Origin of the sequence: Methylophaga nitratireducenticrescens, assembly GCF_000260985.4 — a bacterium.
Classification (GTDB): Bacteria; Pseudomonadota; Gammaproteobacteria; order Nitrosococcales; family Methylophagaceae; genus Methylophaga; species Methylophaga nitratireducenticrescens.
This window is the reverse complement of the sequence record NC_017857.3, coordinates 706,022-723,041: the sequence shown is the minus strand read 5'-3', so window position 1 is coordinate 723,041 and position 17,020 is coordinate 706,022. Positions and strand designations below refer to the sequence as shown.

General features: G+C 41.7%; 18 protein-coding genes. 9 read left to right on the top strand and 9 right to left on the bottom strand.

Annotated features, from left to right (window positions below; genetic code table 11):
• Window positions 1-302: 302 nt before the first annotated feature.
• Complete coding sequence (locus Q7A_RS03435; protein ID WP_041354314.1) at window positions 303-497, top strand: MbcA/ParS/Xre antitoxin family protein; 195 nt, start codon at window positions 303-305, stop codon at window positions 495-497.
• Between the two features lie 30 nt (window positions 498-527).
• Here Q7A_RS03435 and Q7A_RS03430 read toward each other — a convergent pair whose 3' ends face one another.
• Entirely contained in the window at window positions 528-1,835 is a 1,308-nt protein-coding gene (locus Q7A_RS03430) for a hypothetical protein (protein ID WP_048480976.1), read from the bottom strand.
• A gap of 259 nt (window positions 1,836-2,094) precedes the next feature.
• Between Q7A_RS03430 and Q7A_RS03425 the strand changes: the two genes are divergently transcribed.
• Both Q7A_RS03425 and Q7A_RS03420 read left to right on the top strand, forming a co-directional pair.
• On the top strand, window positions 2,095-2,346 hold the full coding sequence (locus tag Q7A_RS03425; protein ID WP_014705941.1) for a helix-turn-helix domain-containing protein: 252 nt from the start codon (window positions 2,095-2,097) through the stop codon (window positions 2,344-2,346).
• Between the two features lies 1 nt (window position 2,347).
• The gene (locus Q7A_RS03420; RefSeq protein WP_014705940.1) at window positions 2,348-3,385 is read left to right on the top strand and encodes a type II toxin-antitoxin system HipA family toxin; all 1,038 of its coding nucleotides are present in this window, start codon (window positions 2,348-2,350) and stop codon (window positions 3,383-3,385) included.
• A gap of 11 nt (window positions 3,386-3,396) precedes the next feature.
• Here the strand turns inward: Q7A_RS03420 and tnpC are convergent, their stop codons facing one another.
• Genes tnpC through tnpA form a run of 3 tightly spaced genes read right to left on the bottom strand, consistent with a single transcriptional unit; the run spans window position 3,397 to window position 5,680 of the window.
• Window positions 3,397-4,929 (bottom strand): IS66 family transposase, encoded by a 1,533-nt coding sequence (gene tnpC, locus Q7A_RS03415; protein ID WP_014705939.1) that lies wholly within the window; start codon window positions 4,927-4,929, stop codon window positions 3,397-3,399.
• Window positions 4,930-4,979: 50 nt separating this feature from the next.
• Complete coding sequence (gene tnpB / locus Q7A_RS03410; protein WP_014705938.1) at window positions 4,980-5,324, bottom strand: IS66 family insertion sequence element accessory protein TnpB; 345 nt, start codon at window positions 5,322-5,324, stop codon at window positions 4,980-4,982.
• A complete protein-coding gene (gene tnpA / locus Q7A_RS03405; RefSeq protein ID WP_014705937.1) occupies window positions 5,321-5,680 on the bottom strand; it encodes an IS66-like element accessory protein TnpA in 360 nt (119 codons plus the stop codon). The genes tnpB and tnpA overlap by 4 nt, the downstream gene beginning before the upstream one ends.
• Between tnpA and Q7A_RS03400 the strand changes: the two genes are divergently transcribed.
• Entirely contained in the window at window positions 5,669-6,055 is a 387-nt protein-coding gene (locus tag Q7A_RS03400; protein WP_174672464.1) for a hypothetical protein, read from the top strand. The two genes, tnpA and Q7A_RS03400, sit on opposite strands and share 12 nt — an antisense overlap.
• 502 nt (window positions 6,056-6,557) lie before the next feature.
• Here the strand turns inward: Q7A_RS03400 and Q7A_RS03390 are convergent.
• The gene (locus tag Q7A_RS03390) at window positions 6,558-7,181 is read right to left on the bottom strand and encodes a hypothetical protein (RefSeq protein ID WP_041354312.1); all 624 of its coding nucleotides are present in this window, start codon (window positions 7,179-7,181) and stop codon (window positions 6,558-6,560) included.
• Between the two features lie 679 nt (window positions 7,182-7,860).
• On the opposite strand from Q7A_RS03390, the gene Q7A_RS03380 reads away from it, so the two are divergent.
• The 4 genes from Q7A_RS03380 to Q7A_RS03365 all read left to right on the top strand — a co-directional run bounded on the left by Q7A_RS03380 (window position 7,861) and on the right by Q7A_RS03365 (window position 9,933).
• Window positions 7,861-8,145 carry a hypothetical protein gene (locus Q7A_RS03380; RefSeq protein WP_041354310.1) on the top strand — a complete coding sequence of 95 codons (285 nt, stop codon included), beginning with the start codon at window positions 7,861-7,863 and terminating at the stop codon, window positions 8,143-8,145.
• Window positions 8,146-8,167: 22 nt separating this feature from the next.
• Window positions 8,168-8,530, top strand: a complete 363-nt coding sequence (locus Q7A_RS03375; protein WP_089418499.1) for a TA system antitoxin ParD family protein — start codon at window positions 8,168-8,170, stop codon at window positions 8,528-8,530.
• Between the two features lie 109 nt (window positions 8,531-8,639).
• A complete protein-coding gene (locus Q7A_RS03370) occupies window positions 8,640-8,852 on the top strand; it encodes a hypothetical protein (RefSeq protein WP_014705932.1) in 213 nt (70 codons plus the stop codon).
• Between the two features lie 280 nt (window positions 8,853-9,132).
• On the top strand, window positions 9,133-9,933 hold the full coding sequence (locus Q7A_RS03365) for an undecaprenyl-diphosphate phosphatase (protein WP_041354307.1): 801 nt from the start codon (window positions 9,133-9,135) through the stop codon (window positions 9,931-9,933).
• Between the two features lie 68 nt (window positions 9,934-10,001).
• Here the strand turns inward: Q7A_RS03365 and Q7A_RS03360 are convergent, their stop codons facing one another.
• The 4 genes from Q7A_RS03360 to Q7A_RS03345 are packed head-to-tail and all read right to left on the bottom strand — an operon-like array spanning window position 10,002 to window position 14,361.
• Entirely contained in the window at window positions 10,002-11,975 is a 1,974-nt protein-coding gene (locus Q7A_RS03360; RefSeq protein WP_238595943.1) for an LTA synthase family protein, read from the bottom strand.
• Window positions 11,976-11,996: 21 nt separating this feature from the next.
• Window positions 11,997-12,374, bottom strand: coding sequence for a diacylglycerol kinase (locus tag Q7A_RS03355; RefSeq protein WP_041354303.1), 378 nt, complete (start codon window positions 12,372-12,374; stop codon window positions 11,997-11,999).
• A 5-nt stretch (window positions 12,375-12,379) separates the two neighbouring features.
• Window positions 12,380-13,657, bottom strand: coding sequence for an ATP-binding protein (locus Q7A_RS03350; RefSeq protein WP_014705928.1), 1,278 nt, complete (start codon window positions 13,655-13,657; stop codon window positions 12,380-12,382).
• Window positions 13,654-14,361, bottom strand: coding sequence for a response regulator transcription factor (locus Q7A_RS03345; protein ID WP_014705927.1), 708 nt, complete (start codon window positions 14,359-14,361; stop codon window positions 13,654-13,656). The genes Q7A_RS03350 and Q7A_RS03345 overlap by 4 nt, the downstream gene beginning before the upstream one ends.
• Window positions 14,362-14,791: 430 nt before the next feature.
• On the opposite strand from Q7A_RS03345, the gene Q7A_RS03340 reads away from it, so the two are divergent.
• Window positions 14,792-17,014, top strand: coding sequence for a glycosyltransferase (locus Q7A_RS03340; protein WP_014705926.1), 2,223 nt, complete (start codon window positions 14,792-14,794; stop codon window positions 17,012-17,014).
• Window positions 17,015-17,020 lie beyond the last annotated feature (6 nt).

Below are 17,020 nucleotides of genomic sequence, written 5' to 3'. Positions count from 1 at the left end.
TAACAATACCCCTCCCGCTTTCCAGAGAACAGCGCATCGCGAGGGGTTACTCTATTTTCTTTTCTCAAAGTTAGCTTTTCGACTAAACTGATTAGTCCAATGATCCAGATTTAGTTGAGCTATACATCCATTACGAATGTTTGAATTCTTATATCTGATGCATTCCTTTAAATCAGATATTATCAACAAAGATACTTTCTCAATTATTCTTTTAAAGATAGACTTTATTCGACCGGGACAATCAGATTTATCGTTAAAACTCTGCTTGGAACAAATATTAAACGTTGTAGTTAAAGATATTAATGTCAAAAATAGATCAGAAACTACTTGCTAGAGCAGTAGAAGTTCTTGGTAATGAGCGAGATGCATTACACTGGCTTCAAACGCCGAGATCTGCTTTAAATAATCAAATACCGTTAAAGTTCATTGAAACCTATGAGGGACAACAAGAAGTACTCGACTTGCTTGGCCGGATTGAACATGGAGTTTTTTCATAATTACCTTATGAAAGGCATCGACTTCTTTTATTAACCATCATAAAGCCAAGATGAACGAGTTGTTTTTAACTCATCCATCCGCTCTTCAGGCGTTCTCCAGCTTTTTAGTGCATTCAAAGCATTATTCTCACCAATCATCTGGCGGGCTGCATCTATTCGAATCATCAGCTCATTTCTTTGAGTAACATCAAGCCCTGAAACCACGCGCTCAGCCTGATCAAAAAAACCTCTGATACGCTCTACTTCACCCCACTTATCGATAATATCTTTCAGTTGCAATTTGCTATCTTCAATTGCTTTGAGACGAAGGCGTTCACGCTCAGCTTGTTTGTATTCCTGTTGTTTAATCTCCCATTCACGTCTCCGCTTCTCTGCCAGCTCAATTGCTTCCTCGTGTAATGTCGAAATTGTTGGTGCTGATGCAATTGCTTCACTAGTAATATTTTCAATAATCTCCTTGCTTCCTTTTATACCTGGTATATGCCAAAGCTTTTCCCACTTTGTGCCCGGGTATGGCGAATACGCAATTACCGCAAATTTTCCTGTAGGGATTCTTCGGTTTGTCGTCCAAGAAAACCGATATGAGTTTTCCTGATTTTTATGTACTCGAATATATTGATTGATAGATGAATCATAATGGCACTCTACCGATTCACTTTCCTCTATAAGTATTAGGCCAATGGCAACATCATCCACATAAACCAATGTTGATCTATAGGGTGACCAATAGGTTGTATAACCATTTGAAGCTTTGGGTTCGATGTAACTTTCTGAACTTGGTCTTATAAAATTCGAATGTTTTGGCTCAAAGGTGACTTTATGACCTTTTTCTTCAAAAGACCAATACACGTTATTTGCTAGTTTTAGCAGTTTCTCAAGACATTCTGATGATACAAGCAAGTCCGGTAATATTTTTTTATTGGGTTTTAGATAACCATTCTCAGTCTCTCTCCCCTTCAAAAACAGCTCTTTGACGTCCCTAACAAGAGGATGCCATGAGCCTCTTGCACGTCTTATAGTTCTCGGGTACTGAGTTATATCAGGTCTTCTTATCCTGCGATTTGAGCTCGGGGTTATACCCTCACCTTTGCTCCATTCAAGCATATCCTCAGGCCCAGGTTCTGGAAGAGAAGGCTTAGTTACCTTTTTACTTACGGCTAACTTTGCCCAATAACCCCGTTCTGGTCTAGGCACACTCATTTGAGTGCAAACTCTCGCCAAATAACTTGAAGAAACCCCACATTTTTCTGCCAATGCAGTCATTGGCATGGACCAGACGAGATCAAATAAGGTTATTCTGTCTAATGGAAATGAAACATCTGGGCTTTTTGGGTCCATATCATCAGAGCTCCTAATCATGGTGGGTACCTCCCATTATTCTTTTCATAGGCCTTTATGATTATGCTAATTTCCGTAGTCTTTTGACTATACTTTCGGATAATTACCTAAAAACTTTCTTCAGTCGTAATAAGTTTATTATGACCTATAGACCATATATTGGATTTATGATACAAAGACCATAAAAATAAATTATGACTTTTAAGTCATATACGACATTTATGATCTAAAGGTCATATTTACTTGTAATGAGGTTAAGATGAAGATACTGGTCAGATCGCCTAAAGATTTAGGTAATGCCATCAGGCACGCTCGTAAAGCGAAAGCCTTAACTCAAAGTGAGTTAGCCTCAAAAAGCGGTATATGGCAGGAAACAATTTCAAAAATTGAGAATGGTGTCTCGAGCACGAAGCTGGACACTGTTTTTGATTTATTTGCCGCTTTGGATCTGGAAATTCATATACAAGAACGCAGTAAGGGTAATATCAGCCAGCTAGAGGAAATCTTGTAGCATGGGCCGTCGTCAACACTATATCCCGCTTGATGTATGGATAAGTAACCGAATCGTCGGACAGCTTATTCGTGAAAGCACAGGCGCAATATCGTTTATATATGATCAACGTTGGTTAGATTGGGAACATGCTTTTCCTGTTTCTTTATCCTTACCTCTCAGGAAAGATCGCTTCATCGGTGCTCGGGTAATACCCGTCTTCGAGAACCTTTTACCCGATAATGACGGTGTTAGAAAAAGGCTTGCAGAACGTGTTGGTGCAGATGGCACTGATGCTTTCAGTCTGTTGTCAGTGATTGGCAGAGATTGTATTGGAGCATTACAGTTCCTTCCCCAAGGGAGTTCTCAAGAAACAAGTAACCAGCTTGAGGGTACTGTTTTATCAGAGCATGAAATTGAAGTCTTACTGGGCGAGTTAGAAGAGGTACCACTCGGGCTACAAAAAGAAAATGACTTTCGAATATCCATTGCTGGAGCCCAAGAGAAGACCGCTTTGCTCTTTCATAATGGAGAGTGGAGTAAACCCACAGGCACAACTCCAACAACACACATACTCAAGCCACAAATAGGCAAACTGTCGAATGGTATGGATCTCACCCACAGTGTTGAGAATGAATTTCTGTGTTTAAAACTCCTAAAAAACTTTGGTCTAAGAACAGCTAATACAGAGATCATTGCTTTTGGAAGTCGTAGGGCCTTGGTGATTGAACGATTTGATAGGAGGTGGACTGCGGATGGCAGGCTGATCCGATTGCCACAGGAAGATTGTTGCCAAGCACTCTCCATCCCACCCACGAGAAAATATCAAAGTGAAGGAGGTCCAGGTATTGTAGAAATAATGGACTTATTTCGTGGCAGTGATGAGCCAACGCAAGACCGGATGGACTTTTTCATGTCCACAATTTTATTTTGGGCTATTGGTGCCACAGATGGCCATGGTAAAAACTTTAGTTTGTCTTTAATGCCTGGCGGAAGATATAGAATGACACCGCTTTACGATGTCCTAACACTACAGCCATCAGTCGATGGTAAGCGTTGACCCGTTACACCCTAGACAGCTTCGCTCACAGCTGGTTGGCTAAGGTCAATATTCCAGGGCAGCAATTGCTCGACCTGGTTGATGGGCGTGTTGTTGATGCGTTTGAGCACAGCGGTGAGGTAGGCTTTGGGATCAATGCCGTTAAGCTTGGCCGTCCCGAGGATACTGTATAACGCAGCCCCATAATGCCCACCCTCTTCAGAGCCAGCAAACAGATGGTTTTTACGACCGAGCGCCAGCGGCCGGATAGCCCGCTCAGCGGCATTGTTGTCAATTTCAACATGACCGTCTTCAAGGTACAGCACCAGGCTCTCCCATTGCTTACGGGCATAGTTAATCGCCTTGCCAAGCCCTGAGCCTTTGGCACATTCCCGCAGTCTTGAATCAAGCCACGCTTTAAAGTCAGCCATTAAGGGCGCAGCCTGTTGTTGCCGGATATGTCGTCGCTCATCCGGTGGCCTGCCGTTCATGCTGCGTTCAATACGATACAAGGCTTCTATCCGCTTAATGGCTTCCCTGGCCACGGGACTGTCGGTGGCTTCGGCTATTTCATAAAACTTGCGCCGCACATGTGCCCAGCAGCCGGCGCGGGTGATACCGCGTTGCACCGCAAGGTTATAGCCTGCATAGGCATCAGCCTGTATCACACCCTTAAAGCCTTTGAGGTGTTGTAACGGTTCCTGACCTTTGCGTGACGTGCTGTACTGGAACCACACCGCCGGTGGCGCTTTACCTGAAAATGGCCGGTCATCACGCACATAATTCCAATAACGGCCAGTCAGGGTTTTGCCATTGCCCGGTTTCAAGGTCGGCGCCGTGGTGTCATCTGCGTGCAGTTTATGACCTGCCATCACATGCTCTCGGATAGCGCCTACCAATGGCTTAAGTAAAGCACCGGCCCGGCCCACCCAACCTGCGAGCGTTGAACGGTCAAGATCAATGCCTTCGCGCTTGAACCGCTCAGCCTGGCGATACAATGGCAGGTGGTCCGCGTATTTATCGACAATGACCTGGGCGATTAAGGCAGAACTGGCCATGCCTTTATCAATGACCCGTTCCCGGGCTGGGGCTTGCACAATACGCTCGCAAGACTTGCAACTGTATTTGGGACGAACGATTTTAATCACCCGGTATTGGGCGGGCATCACATCCAGCAGCTCGGACACCTCTTCACCGGCCGCCTTCATCGCCTTGCCACAATCAGGGCAATCACAACTGGCAGGTGCCTGTTGTTGAACCGTGCGGGGCAAATGGGCGGGCAACGGCTTACGGGCCCGTGGCACTTCCTGAGTAGCCGGTTTCTCTGTTGCCGGCAGTTCTATCGCCGCAATGGCGGTTTCCGTGTCCTCAATCAATAAATCCAGCTGGGTCGTGTCTTGCTGCTTTTCAGAGGAGCGACCAAAACGCTGACGAAGCAGTGCTTGTAAACGCAACCTCAGGGTCTGGTTCAGGCGTTTTTCAGTCTCAAGCTGCACCTGCAAATCAACCAGCATTTGTTTCAATGCAGTGGGGTCATCGGGCAGCGGTTTTGACTGAAAATTCATACGGTTATTATACCGCAAAATACAGCGTAAAGCCCCATTTTTACTCACTTTCAGGCAATTATCTTGGGCCTTGATGTGCGCTTTGGTGCGCGCCAGTCAATACCTTCGAGCAGCATCGATAACTGGGCATAAGTGAGGTGGATTTTCCCGGCGTTTGCCGATGGCCAGATAAACCGGCCCTGTTCCAGTCGCTTGTAATACAATGACAAGCCCTGTCCATCCCACCACAGCACTTTGACCCGGTCACCCCGGCGGCCCCGAAAGATAAACACCTGACCTGAAAACGGGTTTTGTTTGAGCTGAACCTGCACCAAGGATGCCAGACCATCAAAGCCTTTTCGCATATCGGTATGGCCGGCTACCAGCCATATTCGCGCACCACCCGGAATATTCATGTCAACATCTGCACAAGATGTGACAACAATGTCCGGGATGGATCGTTAAGCCTGAGCGTATGGCCGGTGCTCAATAAAACCTCTATCTCACCGTTTAGCCAATCATCACTCTGAACGCCAGGCTCAACAGCAAACTCGGTTGATGTAACACTGACCGGTAATAGTCGCGTCGTCTGAGCCGTCCAGGCGGCACCGTCTCGATATTCCTTTATCCAGCGCGCCAGTTGATTGGCATTAATATCGTGCGCCCTCGCTATCGCGGCTTTGGAATATTCACCCGATAATGCAGCTTTGACGATGTTTAACTTCTGCTCATTGGTGTAACGTCGCCTTGGTAACTTCGCATGATGATTCATGTGTTAGATCCCCATCTAAATTTAAATGGGGATCTAAACAAGTGTCGTTCAATTCCGGTAGGGTGTGCTCAGTGGACGCTTACAGTCGATGCCAAGCAAGTAGCTCATAAGAATTACAAGCTCAGTATGAGTTTTGGTAAATCCAGACACTACAAAATTAAAGAAATTGCTGTTCGGCATATCATCGAGACTGGCGTTGAAGCAGGGCTTTCACGTCAATCGATTGCTGAAATTTTCGATCAACTTTGTAAAGACAAAGATAAAGCTATCGAACATACACTGCAGGGGCTCCCAAAGGATTTTCCCCAAAACTTATTGGACTCCAATTTTACAACGTTAGAAAAAAATATTTCACTGCTAAATAATGCTCGATAGGCAAAAGTTCGAGAGGGTTTCCCCCTTTTCTTTAGGGAATGTTATAAATACAGAACCTCTTTTATTCAACGTTTAACTAATTGGCTGTATAGCTTTTTGCTGGCTTATTAATTTCTGGATCAATCTTAAGGCGTTTTAGGATATGGAAAACTAAGTATTCGCCAGTCGCCAACATTAGCAATTCAAATCATTATTTATTTGGCTAGTGCCTTAGCCCTTTGTTTCATTCTGGCTCGAACTGCTTCTGACGTTAACCAGATGGCTTTTGGAGAATTGGCCTGAATTAGACCAATAGTTACTTGTTCACGGAACCATAAATCGTGATTGCGAGATTCATCAGCCTGCTCCAACTTATCGATAGAGTATGATGGTTTTTCATTGTTTTCTCGCCTTACCATACAACTTCTTACCTCTTCAATTAGGGTTTTGGTGTGTCATACGTATTCATAAAGGAGAATTAAGCCCCCACCCATACTATATCGGATGGGGACTGATAGAGTGTTTATCGAACCAAGTTGCCATGCTTCCACTTGTCGCTCATTTGAACTAACACAGCAGAGCCAGAAATTATCTCATCTGATTTATTAATAGCCTGTCTCAATCGTAAGTGCTTTTCCTGGAAAAACTCTGAAGTTTTTGCCCAATCAGCAATATCACCAAACTTATATGTATAGGACACCCGAGAAATAACATAGCCCTCACTTTCTGTAGGATTTGTAAAATCAATAACATCCTCTACTTCATTTTGAGCATAACAGAAGCTAACCTTATCACCAGAACTAATACTAGCGTTGCTTTCACCCTCTGGGGTCAGAGTGTATTTCAAAGCTGACACTTGCTTGGGCCCCTCACCAAGTAACAGTGCCTCAAGTGATTCATTCTTGATCTTCGTTTTTTCAACTTTTAAAAACCCAAGTTTTTCAAACTCATCCAATACTGTGGGATTCTTTGACTCAGGTGTTGTAACTGGAAGCTTTCCGATATCTACACACTCTTTCTTTACCTCGTAATAATCATTTATTGCTGCTTTGAAGTTATCTTTATTGGCATCCATTGGGCTTGAACAGGCCGTGGCCGATGATAGGATAATTGCTACTAAAGCACTTTTTTCTAATTTTTTAATCACTCAACCTTCCTTAATTTTTCGTCTTATCAAGCCCACAAATCCATGGACTATCAAGGAATCTTATCTCAGAAAATACATGCTACAAGTAACTGGGTCACAAGTTGGTTTAAATCGAAAAATTTGGAAGCTGTTTTAATAACTAAAATACTAAATCATCTTATAGATTCATGGTTAAAATTATCTTCAAACAGAAAAGTTATCTGAGAAAAGAAATTTTTTATACTCAGCTATTAGTAGCCCTAATAGCCTATTGAATATTAGATACAGCTATCAGCTAAACCTTGAAGATGATCTTTATGTATGAATTATTTATAAATTGGGGCAAAAAGGAACCGCCTAATAGCGGTTCTTTTTCTATTCTCCACATGGGGAGAGAGAGCACTTCGGCTGTCTCATGACATACACTTATATTACCCATCAAATCAACTATTTACTTCAACATAAGACATAAAATCAAATAGTAAGACCCAACTTTGATAAATCAATAACTTGATATCAATAATTTTGCGCAGTCCAAGATGGACTCTCACGTAGACATCAATAAAATCAATCACATAGAAAAAATTCAGATTATCAACTTGCGTGATCTGTGACCCGTGGTATTTTTCAATCACTATTGCTTTGAACAGAGCGACAGCTAATAACAAAGATAGGAAATTACTAATATAGGAAATAAACCATGAGTCTCACAATTATCTCTGGCGCCATATGTTTCGTAGTAGTCATTTTATGTGCTATCGATTACTACCAAAAACAAAAGGGCCTGAACTTTAAGCTAAAAACTGTTCAAGGGTTTGCTCGGAAAGTAGGCTTGATTTCGATTATTGCTATCATCATAGAAGCAGCAGTAATGAACCATCTTTCCGCCATACATTTCATTGCCATTTCAAATGCGATTGTATTATGGATATTCGGCCTCTTAACTACCTCGGATAGTGCAGGACCTAGAACAACCACTCAGTAACCCAGCCTAGAGGTATTTAGAAATGACACTAATGCAATTAATCAACTTCCCTTTTCTTTTTGGAGGCATTTTAATATTGCTGTTTTTTATTTTGCTGGGCAGACATGCTAGTCAAGTGGATGATGAACGCAAAAAAAAGCAACAAATTACTGGAACACTCCATATGAATCGAGACTTTCTTAAAGACGTTCAAACTCGAGCAGAAATAAACAAGCTGAGTCTTGCTGAGCAAATCGAACGCTGGGCCCGTATTGGCAGAATTGCTGAAGATAATCCAGAACTAAATTTTGAGTTCATCAAGGATGCATTGGCTAGCACGACAGAATTAGAGCAAGGCAAGGTAACTAAATATGAACGAAAAACTCACAAGAATAGAAAAACATAAACTCTGAAAGTCATTCACGGCAGAGCTTAATTTTAGAACGAACAATCGATACATGAAATTTTTTAACTATTCACACCCCGCTTGGTTGATGCTTGCTCTAGGAGTTTTTATGGCGATCTTTGTGCCATTAGTACCAAATGTTAAAACGCATTTTGTCTATGGCCTAGCAATGATATGCATCGGATTTGGACTGATGGGATTATATGCTTTTTGGGTCGAGTGGAAAGAACATCAAAAGCGGCGCAACACATACTATATTGAGCCATTCAAAAAACGGCTTGAAAAATATCAAAAGCGTCATCAATTTAATCGCAAAGGCTAAAAGATTTCTGGATATGAATCGACAACAAATTAGTTAGGATATATATATGGATATCAGTAGTTATTCGATATTTTCTGACCTGCCCCTATCATCTAGTCCAATCTCTGCTTAGTAATGTCCTGTTTGGTTCTGTTTTTGTCATGACTGCCGGAAATTTCGATAGGTTTACTGAGATCTATTCCATTAGCTGCATTACAATACGAAACGGCTTTATTAATTCAAAGATTTTCAACTTCATATATTAATAATCTATCTGGCGAAATAATTTTAGGACAGATCTTTGAATACTTTACATACCATCTTGTTAGGCATCATTCAGGGTATAACCGAATTTCTACCTATTTCGAGTTCCGCGCATTTAATATTGGCCCCTATAGTTATGGGATGGTCAGATCAGGGAGTTGCTTTTGATCTTGCAGTCCACCTCGGCACCTTACTAGCAGTAATGCTGTATTTCTACCGAGATATAAAGATGATAGCCCAAGATAGTTTAAACTCAGCCAAACATAGACAGTTTATTGGCCAGGGAAGATTAGGATTATTCTTACTAATAGGAACATTGCCAGCGGCTGTTGCCGGACTTTTGCTTCTGGATCTTATCGATAATCAACTTCGCTCCATTGAGCTTATTTGTTTCACAACATTATTTTTTGGTTTACTTCTGGGGTGGGCTGACTGGCGTCCTAAACGAAATCGTCAGATTGATACTCTGGACTGGAAAGATGCATTATTGATAGGTTTGGCTCAAGCTATTTCATTGATCCCTGGAACTTCACGTTCTGGTGCAACTATAACTGCTGGGTTGCTTCTAGGACTTAATCGCGAAGCAGCTTCTCGCTTTTCATTCTTATTAGCCATCCCAATTACAGCACTTGCTGCTTCAGCAAAGCTTTTGGATGTGGCTATGAGTGACATATCACTCAATTGGCTTTCTTTTGCCATCGGTGCCATTACGGCATTTATCACAGCACTGACCGCTATCCATCTTTTTCTTAAATGGCTCAATTATTTTGGTATGTGGCCTTATGTTATCTACCGCGTATTTCTGGCTGCTGTGATTTACTTTTTACTCATTAAATAGAGAAGACTGTGGTAACGAAGAGATAGGAATCGCTTGGATTTTGATAAAGCTTACCTATTAAGCACCTACTATCTATAAGCCGGGTGACCAAGCGGCATATCGTAACGCTGTTGCCGATAGAGCCATGATGGTAGCAAAACATGTGCTAAAGCTTCGTGTGCATCTTCCTCTTCGGCTGGGCCAAGAATTTCTAGTTGTCGTGTATCGGGTGAATAATGACCTTCTAACGCTTGTTTTTGAGGTCTTAAAATGGTCACTTTTTCTCCCTGCATCAATGCAAAATAATCAGCAAACTGCATAAGAGCTCGTCCCGTGGATTGATGCTCTTCTGGGCGGCTCAAATCACGTCCGATCATCGGCGTTTCAGCTGAAATGCCCATCAGCGACAATAAGGTCGGGGCCATATCAATCTGACTTGCCACTGTCTTAATTCTCTTTGGTTTAATATCGGCTCCTAGGATAAGGCCCGGTATCTGGAATCTTTCAATAGGTACCAAAGCATCACCGTAAACATTAAGATCATGATCAGCAATGACCAGAAACAGTGTGTTTTGCCAATAATCACTTTGCATAGCCTTATCAAAAAACTCGCCTAAAGCGTAATCAGCATATTTAACCGCATTCAAATCCGTTTGCTTTTCCGAACCTTCCAGATCTATTCGCCCATCTGGAAACTCGTAGGGAGAATGGTTACTAGATGTAAATACCAAACTAAAATAAGGCTGTCCTTTTTGATGCATTTCAGAGATGCGATTATGCGCTTTGTTTAATAAATCTTCGTCCGAAACACCCCAACTCCCTTTGAATACTGGATTTTGGTAATTATCTTGATCAATAACCGACTCAAAGCCATTACCGATAAAGAACGACGCCATATTGTCGAAATGCGATTCTCCCCCATAAATAAACTCGGTAAAGTAACCTTTATGATTCAATAAATCGGCGATGGTAAAAAAGTTTTGTTGAGAAAGTGAAAGCTTGACGACACTTCTCGCAGGAGTTGGCAAAAAACCACTTATTGTCGCTTCAATACCGCGTACAGAGCGTGTTCCGGTTGCATAAAGCTGCTCAAACCACCACCCTTTATCTTTTAACTTTTCAAGCTCTGGGGTTACCGCATGTTCACCGCCCAACGATTTAACAAATGTAGCTCCCATACTTTCTTCAAGGATTATCACAAGGTTAAGCGGTTTATCGCGCGTTATCGATGATTCACGTTTATTTAAAGTTGGAAATGGTGCATCCGGATCCGCATTTAACCAAGGATAGTTCTGGTCCATTTCTGCCATGATTTCATCATCGGTCAGCGAACCATACACTTCGCCTGCTTCAGCCTCATGCTGCATGTTGTAGATTGCAAAATACACTGACCAACTGGAGTTGATGATAAGACTGTTCACCATGGCATCGGAGGTTATTGCAAAAATCGCTGGATTTGCAGGTCTGTGCGCCATTGTTGAACGAATCATCACCACCAGAAGCAACACCAACAGTGGCCAAGTTAACCATAATTTCCATACCGGCCAGTCAAGTCGATACTGCGACAACCATTTCTTTAACATCGTGCTGAAGAGAATGCCTGCAATAATGGTCAGTGAAACGCCAAGTATAAGTGGGACTCTAAAGCCTTCCCAAAGCGTGGAAAATACTTCTTTTGGATATTGTAGATACTCCACAAATAATCTATTGGGTCGCAGGTCATACTGCATAATAAAAGCAGGTGTGGCGGTTTCCATAAACACCACTAAAATGACTATAAACGTGCCCCAAACCCAGACTAGTTTTTGCCAAAACCGCCAAGTATATTTATTTACTAATAACGGCATCAGTAATGCTAACGGCGCAATTAACATACCCAACATGATGAGGTCAGCGCGTACACCCTGAATAAAAAATAGCGGTAAATTAACTGCAGATGTGACTCTATCCCATTGCCAAATAGCTAATCCCAAACGGGATAATGACAAAATGGCTAGCCCTACTAATAAAAGTTTCAATAGAATTTGATAAGGTCCAAGCCAAGACATGTAGTTATGTTTCATTGATAATGTCATTTCAGTTGTTTAAGTAAATTTTGGCCATAAAAGCACTAACCAAGTGGCCACAGCGATCAATAGCGTCAACAACACGGCAAGAGAGCCATAGTCTTTAGCGCGTCCAGTCAAGGGATGTAATTCGGTACTGAATCTATCCAGTGTGCATTCTATGGCAGAGTTAAGGGCTTCCACTGCCATCACGGCTACTATCACGCCTATCAATGCCAGACGTTCGATAGCAGTAAAGTCGATAATAAAAACAAAGGGGAGCAGCACTAGAAAAAGCACCAGCTCTTGTCTGAATGCAGACTCGTATCGTGCGCACAAACATAACCCCCTCAGCGAATAGTAGGTCGCAAATAACAACCGTTTCAGGCCTGTATGTTTTTGAATTGCTGCAGTCATAGAAATTAAATACTCGGTGTGAAATGAATCTCAAAGGTTGTGCCGCCTGAATCAGATTGAGCCACGCTTAATTTCATGTTCAGTTTTTCACTGATCATTTGTGCGATTAAAAGGCCAAAGCGGGTTTCTTGAAAAAGTAATTGCTGCCCAACGGAACGATTAGTTATGCGTTGGTGAATATCTATCGGCAAACCACTGCCAAAATCTGTAACGTGGATAACGCAGTCACCTGACTGAATACGTACCTCATCCTGAGTATGTTGAATCGCATTGTGCAAGAGGTTGCGGAGTAGCATTCTCATTAAGGAGTGATTGGTAAGGACAATCTGTTGATCGTAGATTGATGAAACGTAATTTAGCCGCTCTGACGCCATTGGCATTTCATTCTTTATTTCTTCCACGGCATCCTGAATTAGAACACTTAAGGAAATTTTAGAATCCTTTACGGGCTGTTCATTGCGTAGCAAGGCTAATAGCGTATTAACCTCGATCTGCATGTGATTAACAGTTTGTCGAATGCGCCTCATCGTCTGTTTATCAGCTGCTGATAATTGTTGCCGCTTATCAATCACATCAAGAGCACCAGATAAGATTGCTATTGGGGTGCGCAATTCATGGCTAGCAGTTTTGATGAACATATTTTCACGCTGTACAAACTCCTCCATCGCGTCTAAAAAGCGGTTAAACGCATTGGCAATATTGTTGTATTCATGCTCGACATAGTCATTTTCCAGTCGCTGCATGCTTTTGCCAGGTGTCGTTTTCTGTATGGCATGCGTAAGTTTTTGTAGCGGTTTGACCAGTTTTCTTGCACCCAGACGAGATAAAACAAAGCCAATAAAAGTCATTAATAGAACTAAGCCCAGCATGGCAAGCTGGAAAAGAATTTCACGCTCTTCCATGGCTGTAATATCTTGGGAGATAAATAAAGTTCCACTGGGAGAGTCAATCTGTTTTGCCAAAACTAAAAAATGTTGATCTTTGAATTCTATTTCTTCGGATGCGGGAGCTTTGATACCCTGAAAATGTTTTGGTAACTGTGAAGGATTTGGAGCTTTTTCACCGACAAATGCCACTGAAATATTAGCTGTTTGCCAAGTTTGAAAATCGGGGTTATTAATTTTTCGACTATAGAAATCAAACTCATTACTCAATTCAAATTCTAAAATCGTATACTCCATGTCCTCGTATATGAATTCGATAATGACAAGCGAGAGCACGATTGTTAGGAAACTGACCGCAAAAATCGTCCGGTATATGCGCGTTGCTAAAGACAAGCTCACTCGGTGTTACCTGACTCTTCTGGAGTTTGCAGACGATAACCCCGTCCATGCATAGTTTTTACAAAATTAAAGCCAAGTGACTTTTGAAGTATTTGCCTTAAGTTGTATATGTGGGTTCGTAATGTTTGTGTTTCTATATCAGGACTACCCCAAATCTGCTCACACAAAACTTCATGGGATAAATATTTGGGATAAGCGTCAAACAAAGATTCAATGATTTTAGCGGCGATCCCACTCAATTCGACGCTCGCGATGTCACCATAACGCAACATGAGTCGCCCCGGATCAAAGCTGAGACTTCCAACCTTTTTCACAGAATCATTTGCAAACTGCCGCCGGGAAAGCGCTTCAATTCGAAGCTGCAATTCTCTTAGATCAAATGGTTTAACCAGGTAATCGTCAGCACCGACTCCAAACCCTTCTTCTTTATCGGGCAGAGTGCCTTTCGCGGTTACCATAATAATGGGGGTGTTTTTCTTTAAATCTTGACGAACTCGCCGACATATCTCATAGCCGGACAGGCCGGGCAACATGATGTCTAACACAATCACATCATAATCATTAGTTGCTAACAAGTGCAGCGCTGTTAATCCATCAGCTGCAAAATCGAGTTCATAGTGAGTATCCTCAAAAAACTCGAATAGATTCTCAGCAAGTGCAACTTGGTCTTCCACAATTAATATAGCAAGAGAGGGGATATTCATGGCTTAATGATTTTACTGCCAATAATTAGAAAAAAAACGTCATTGTTGCTCGCTCTAGGCGTGTATTTACAGGGAATAAGTCAATGCTCATTTGATAAATTAAGCCAAGATACTTATTTATCTTCCCAGTATGCCTTACTAAAGATAAGTTTTTCATCGAAGAAATATCAAGAAAATATAAACCTGGTCTTCCATTATCTAGTCGTAGCTGCCATGACTTTAATAATTGCTTTTTATCATTCTAGAAATGTCTGCTAAACCGCATTATTAGTGTCGAAAATCGCTATCTGTAGTTCAACGTTTTAGATTCTGAGATTTTGAACGTTAATGGATGCTCAAACAAAATCAATTCAAGGCATTTACATTTCATACTGGTATTCTGTAATCAGATCGCTACGATATTCAAATACCCAAATCCTGACGTAATTAAATGCTTAGAAAAACCAAGCTAAAGATTTTTTATATCTTAAATACTGCTTTGATCGCTTTACTTATCGGCTATCAGGTGTATTTGAACCTTGCTGAAACTCACTATGCTTCCTTGCACTTATCAAAAATTCAGGCCATACAACAAGTCCTAAGAGAGAAAACGGAATTTCAGTTTGTTGTGGTTGGCAATATCAATAACTCTTCCAGTATCTTTCAAAAGCAATTTATACCGAGGTTGAACAATTCTAACGCAGCATTTCTAATTTCAGCGGGTAATGCTGTGAGTGATGGTGCAGAACAGAACTATCGTTCACTTATTAAAATGCTCGAAGAGCTGCATATGCCTTGGTTGCTGACTTATGGTGAAAATGAAGACAGTGATTTTGGTGATTTTCGTTTCTTCGAGCATTTTGGCCCGCCTTTCTTTTCATTTAAGATTAATAACAATCAGTTTATTTTTCTCGACAATACCGGCAGTACGCCCTATGCATGGCAACTAGAGTGGCTAAATCAAGAGCTGACTCAGTCTGCAGCGCACAATCGATTTGTCTTCTTGGGATTACCCATTCATCCAAAACTGGATAACACGCCGGCATTTACCGAAGATAATTATTTTAATGATGAAGAAATAGCACAGAAGCTTCATACATTGCTCCGAAAGCACCATGTGGACTTAGTGTTTTCTGCGAACCTTGCATTGTATGCGAACCAAACTATTGATGGTGTTCGTTATATTACAACTGGCGGTGCTGGGGGTGTCATTGTTGATGACAAAAATAGTTATCATCATTTCGTGGAAGTTAATGTGTCAGCTGATGAAGTCAGCGTAAGCCCAGTAATACCTCGTATTAGTCAGTCTTCTTGGCACCGAACAATAACGAGTATCTGGTCGGCCATCTATACTTTTTTTTATGTCAGCTTCGCACGTTTTTTGGTGGTTATTAGTGTTTTAGTGCTTATCGGGCTTAAGTTAAGAGAGGTCATCTACGAAGATCGTGACTTTTATACCCACTTCACGATTGATGATTCAAACTATAGAGATAAACCTAAACGCATTGCTTTTTTTACCAATAATTTCTTTCCGTTTATCTCTGGCGTCACTATTTCTATCGACCGATTGGCTAACGGATTACGCAATAGAGGGCATAACGTTCATATCATCGCTCCAGACTACACTGGCGAGAAGCAATCGAATTCATCATGCACTCGCGTGAAAACATTGTTTGCTTTTGGCAGCAAGGGTGAATTCAGACTAACCAATCCCTTCCAACAGAAAATCAGAAAAACCTTTAAGCAGCAGCAACCTGATCTGGTGCATGTGCATCACCCTTTCTGGCTTGGCTCAGTGGGTTTATGGTTCGCTAAACGCTATAAGTGTCCAATTATTTACACGTACCATACCAGGCTCGAAATGTATGCGCATTATGTTCCATTACCAGGTGCGTTATTCCGAAATGTTATCTCCCACTTAATCATTCGTCGCTTCTGTAATAAATGTGATGGTGTCGTTGTGCCCACCTATTCCACCGAGGAGTATTTGCGTCTAGTCGGGGTGAAAAGCCGTATTTGTGTGCAACCAAGTGGCGTTGATTTTATGCGCTTTAATAGTCCACATAGGCTGACACCGGTAGCATTAAAAAAACAACTCGGCATTGAACAAAAACAACTGGTGCTTGTAAGCGTTTCACGTCTTGGCAAAGAAAAAAATGTGAAGTTTCTTATTGATGCAATTGCCAGCCTGGATCAACAAACTCAAAATCACGTTGAATTGGTAATTGTTGGGGAAGGCGATGATCGTCACTATCTCGAAAACCGAATTACCGAGACAGGTCTGCAAAAAAGCATCCAGCTTGTTGGCGCTGTTTCACCTGAAAATATCCCTGGCTATTATCAAATGGCAGACATCTTCGTCTTTGCTTCAAAGTCTGAAACACAAGGCATGGTGATTTTAGAGGCTATGTCAGCCGGTCTACCGGTTGTTGCCATTCGTTCAAGTGGAATTGATGATGCAATAGTTGAGGGGCAAACAGGTTTTAAAACGCTAGATGATATTGAACTGTGGAATAGCAAACTTAAATTACTCATCGAAGATAACGTTTTACGAGAAAAACTTTCAAAACAAGCTATCGAATTTGCACGCCAACACGACTGTGACATTTTTGCCCAGAATATTGATAAATTTTATGGTGAAGTCTTAGCAACCTATCATCGATCATCTTCTTGATAGCCG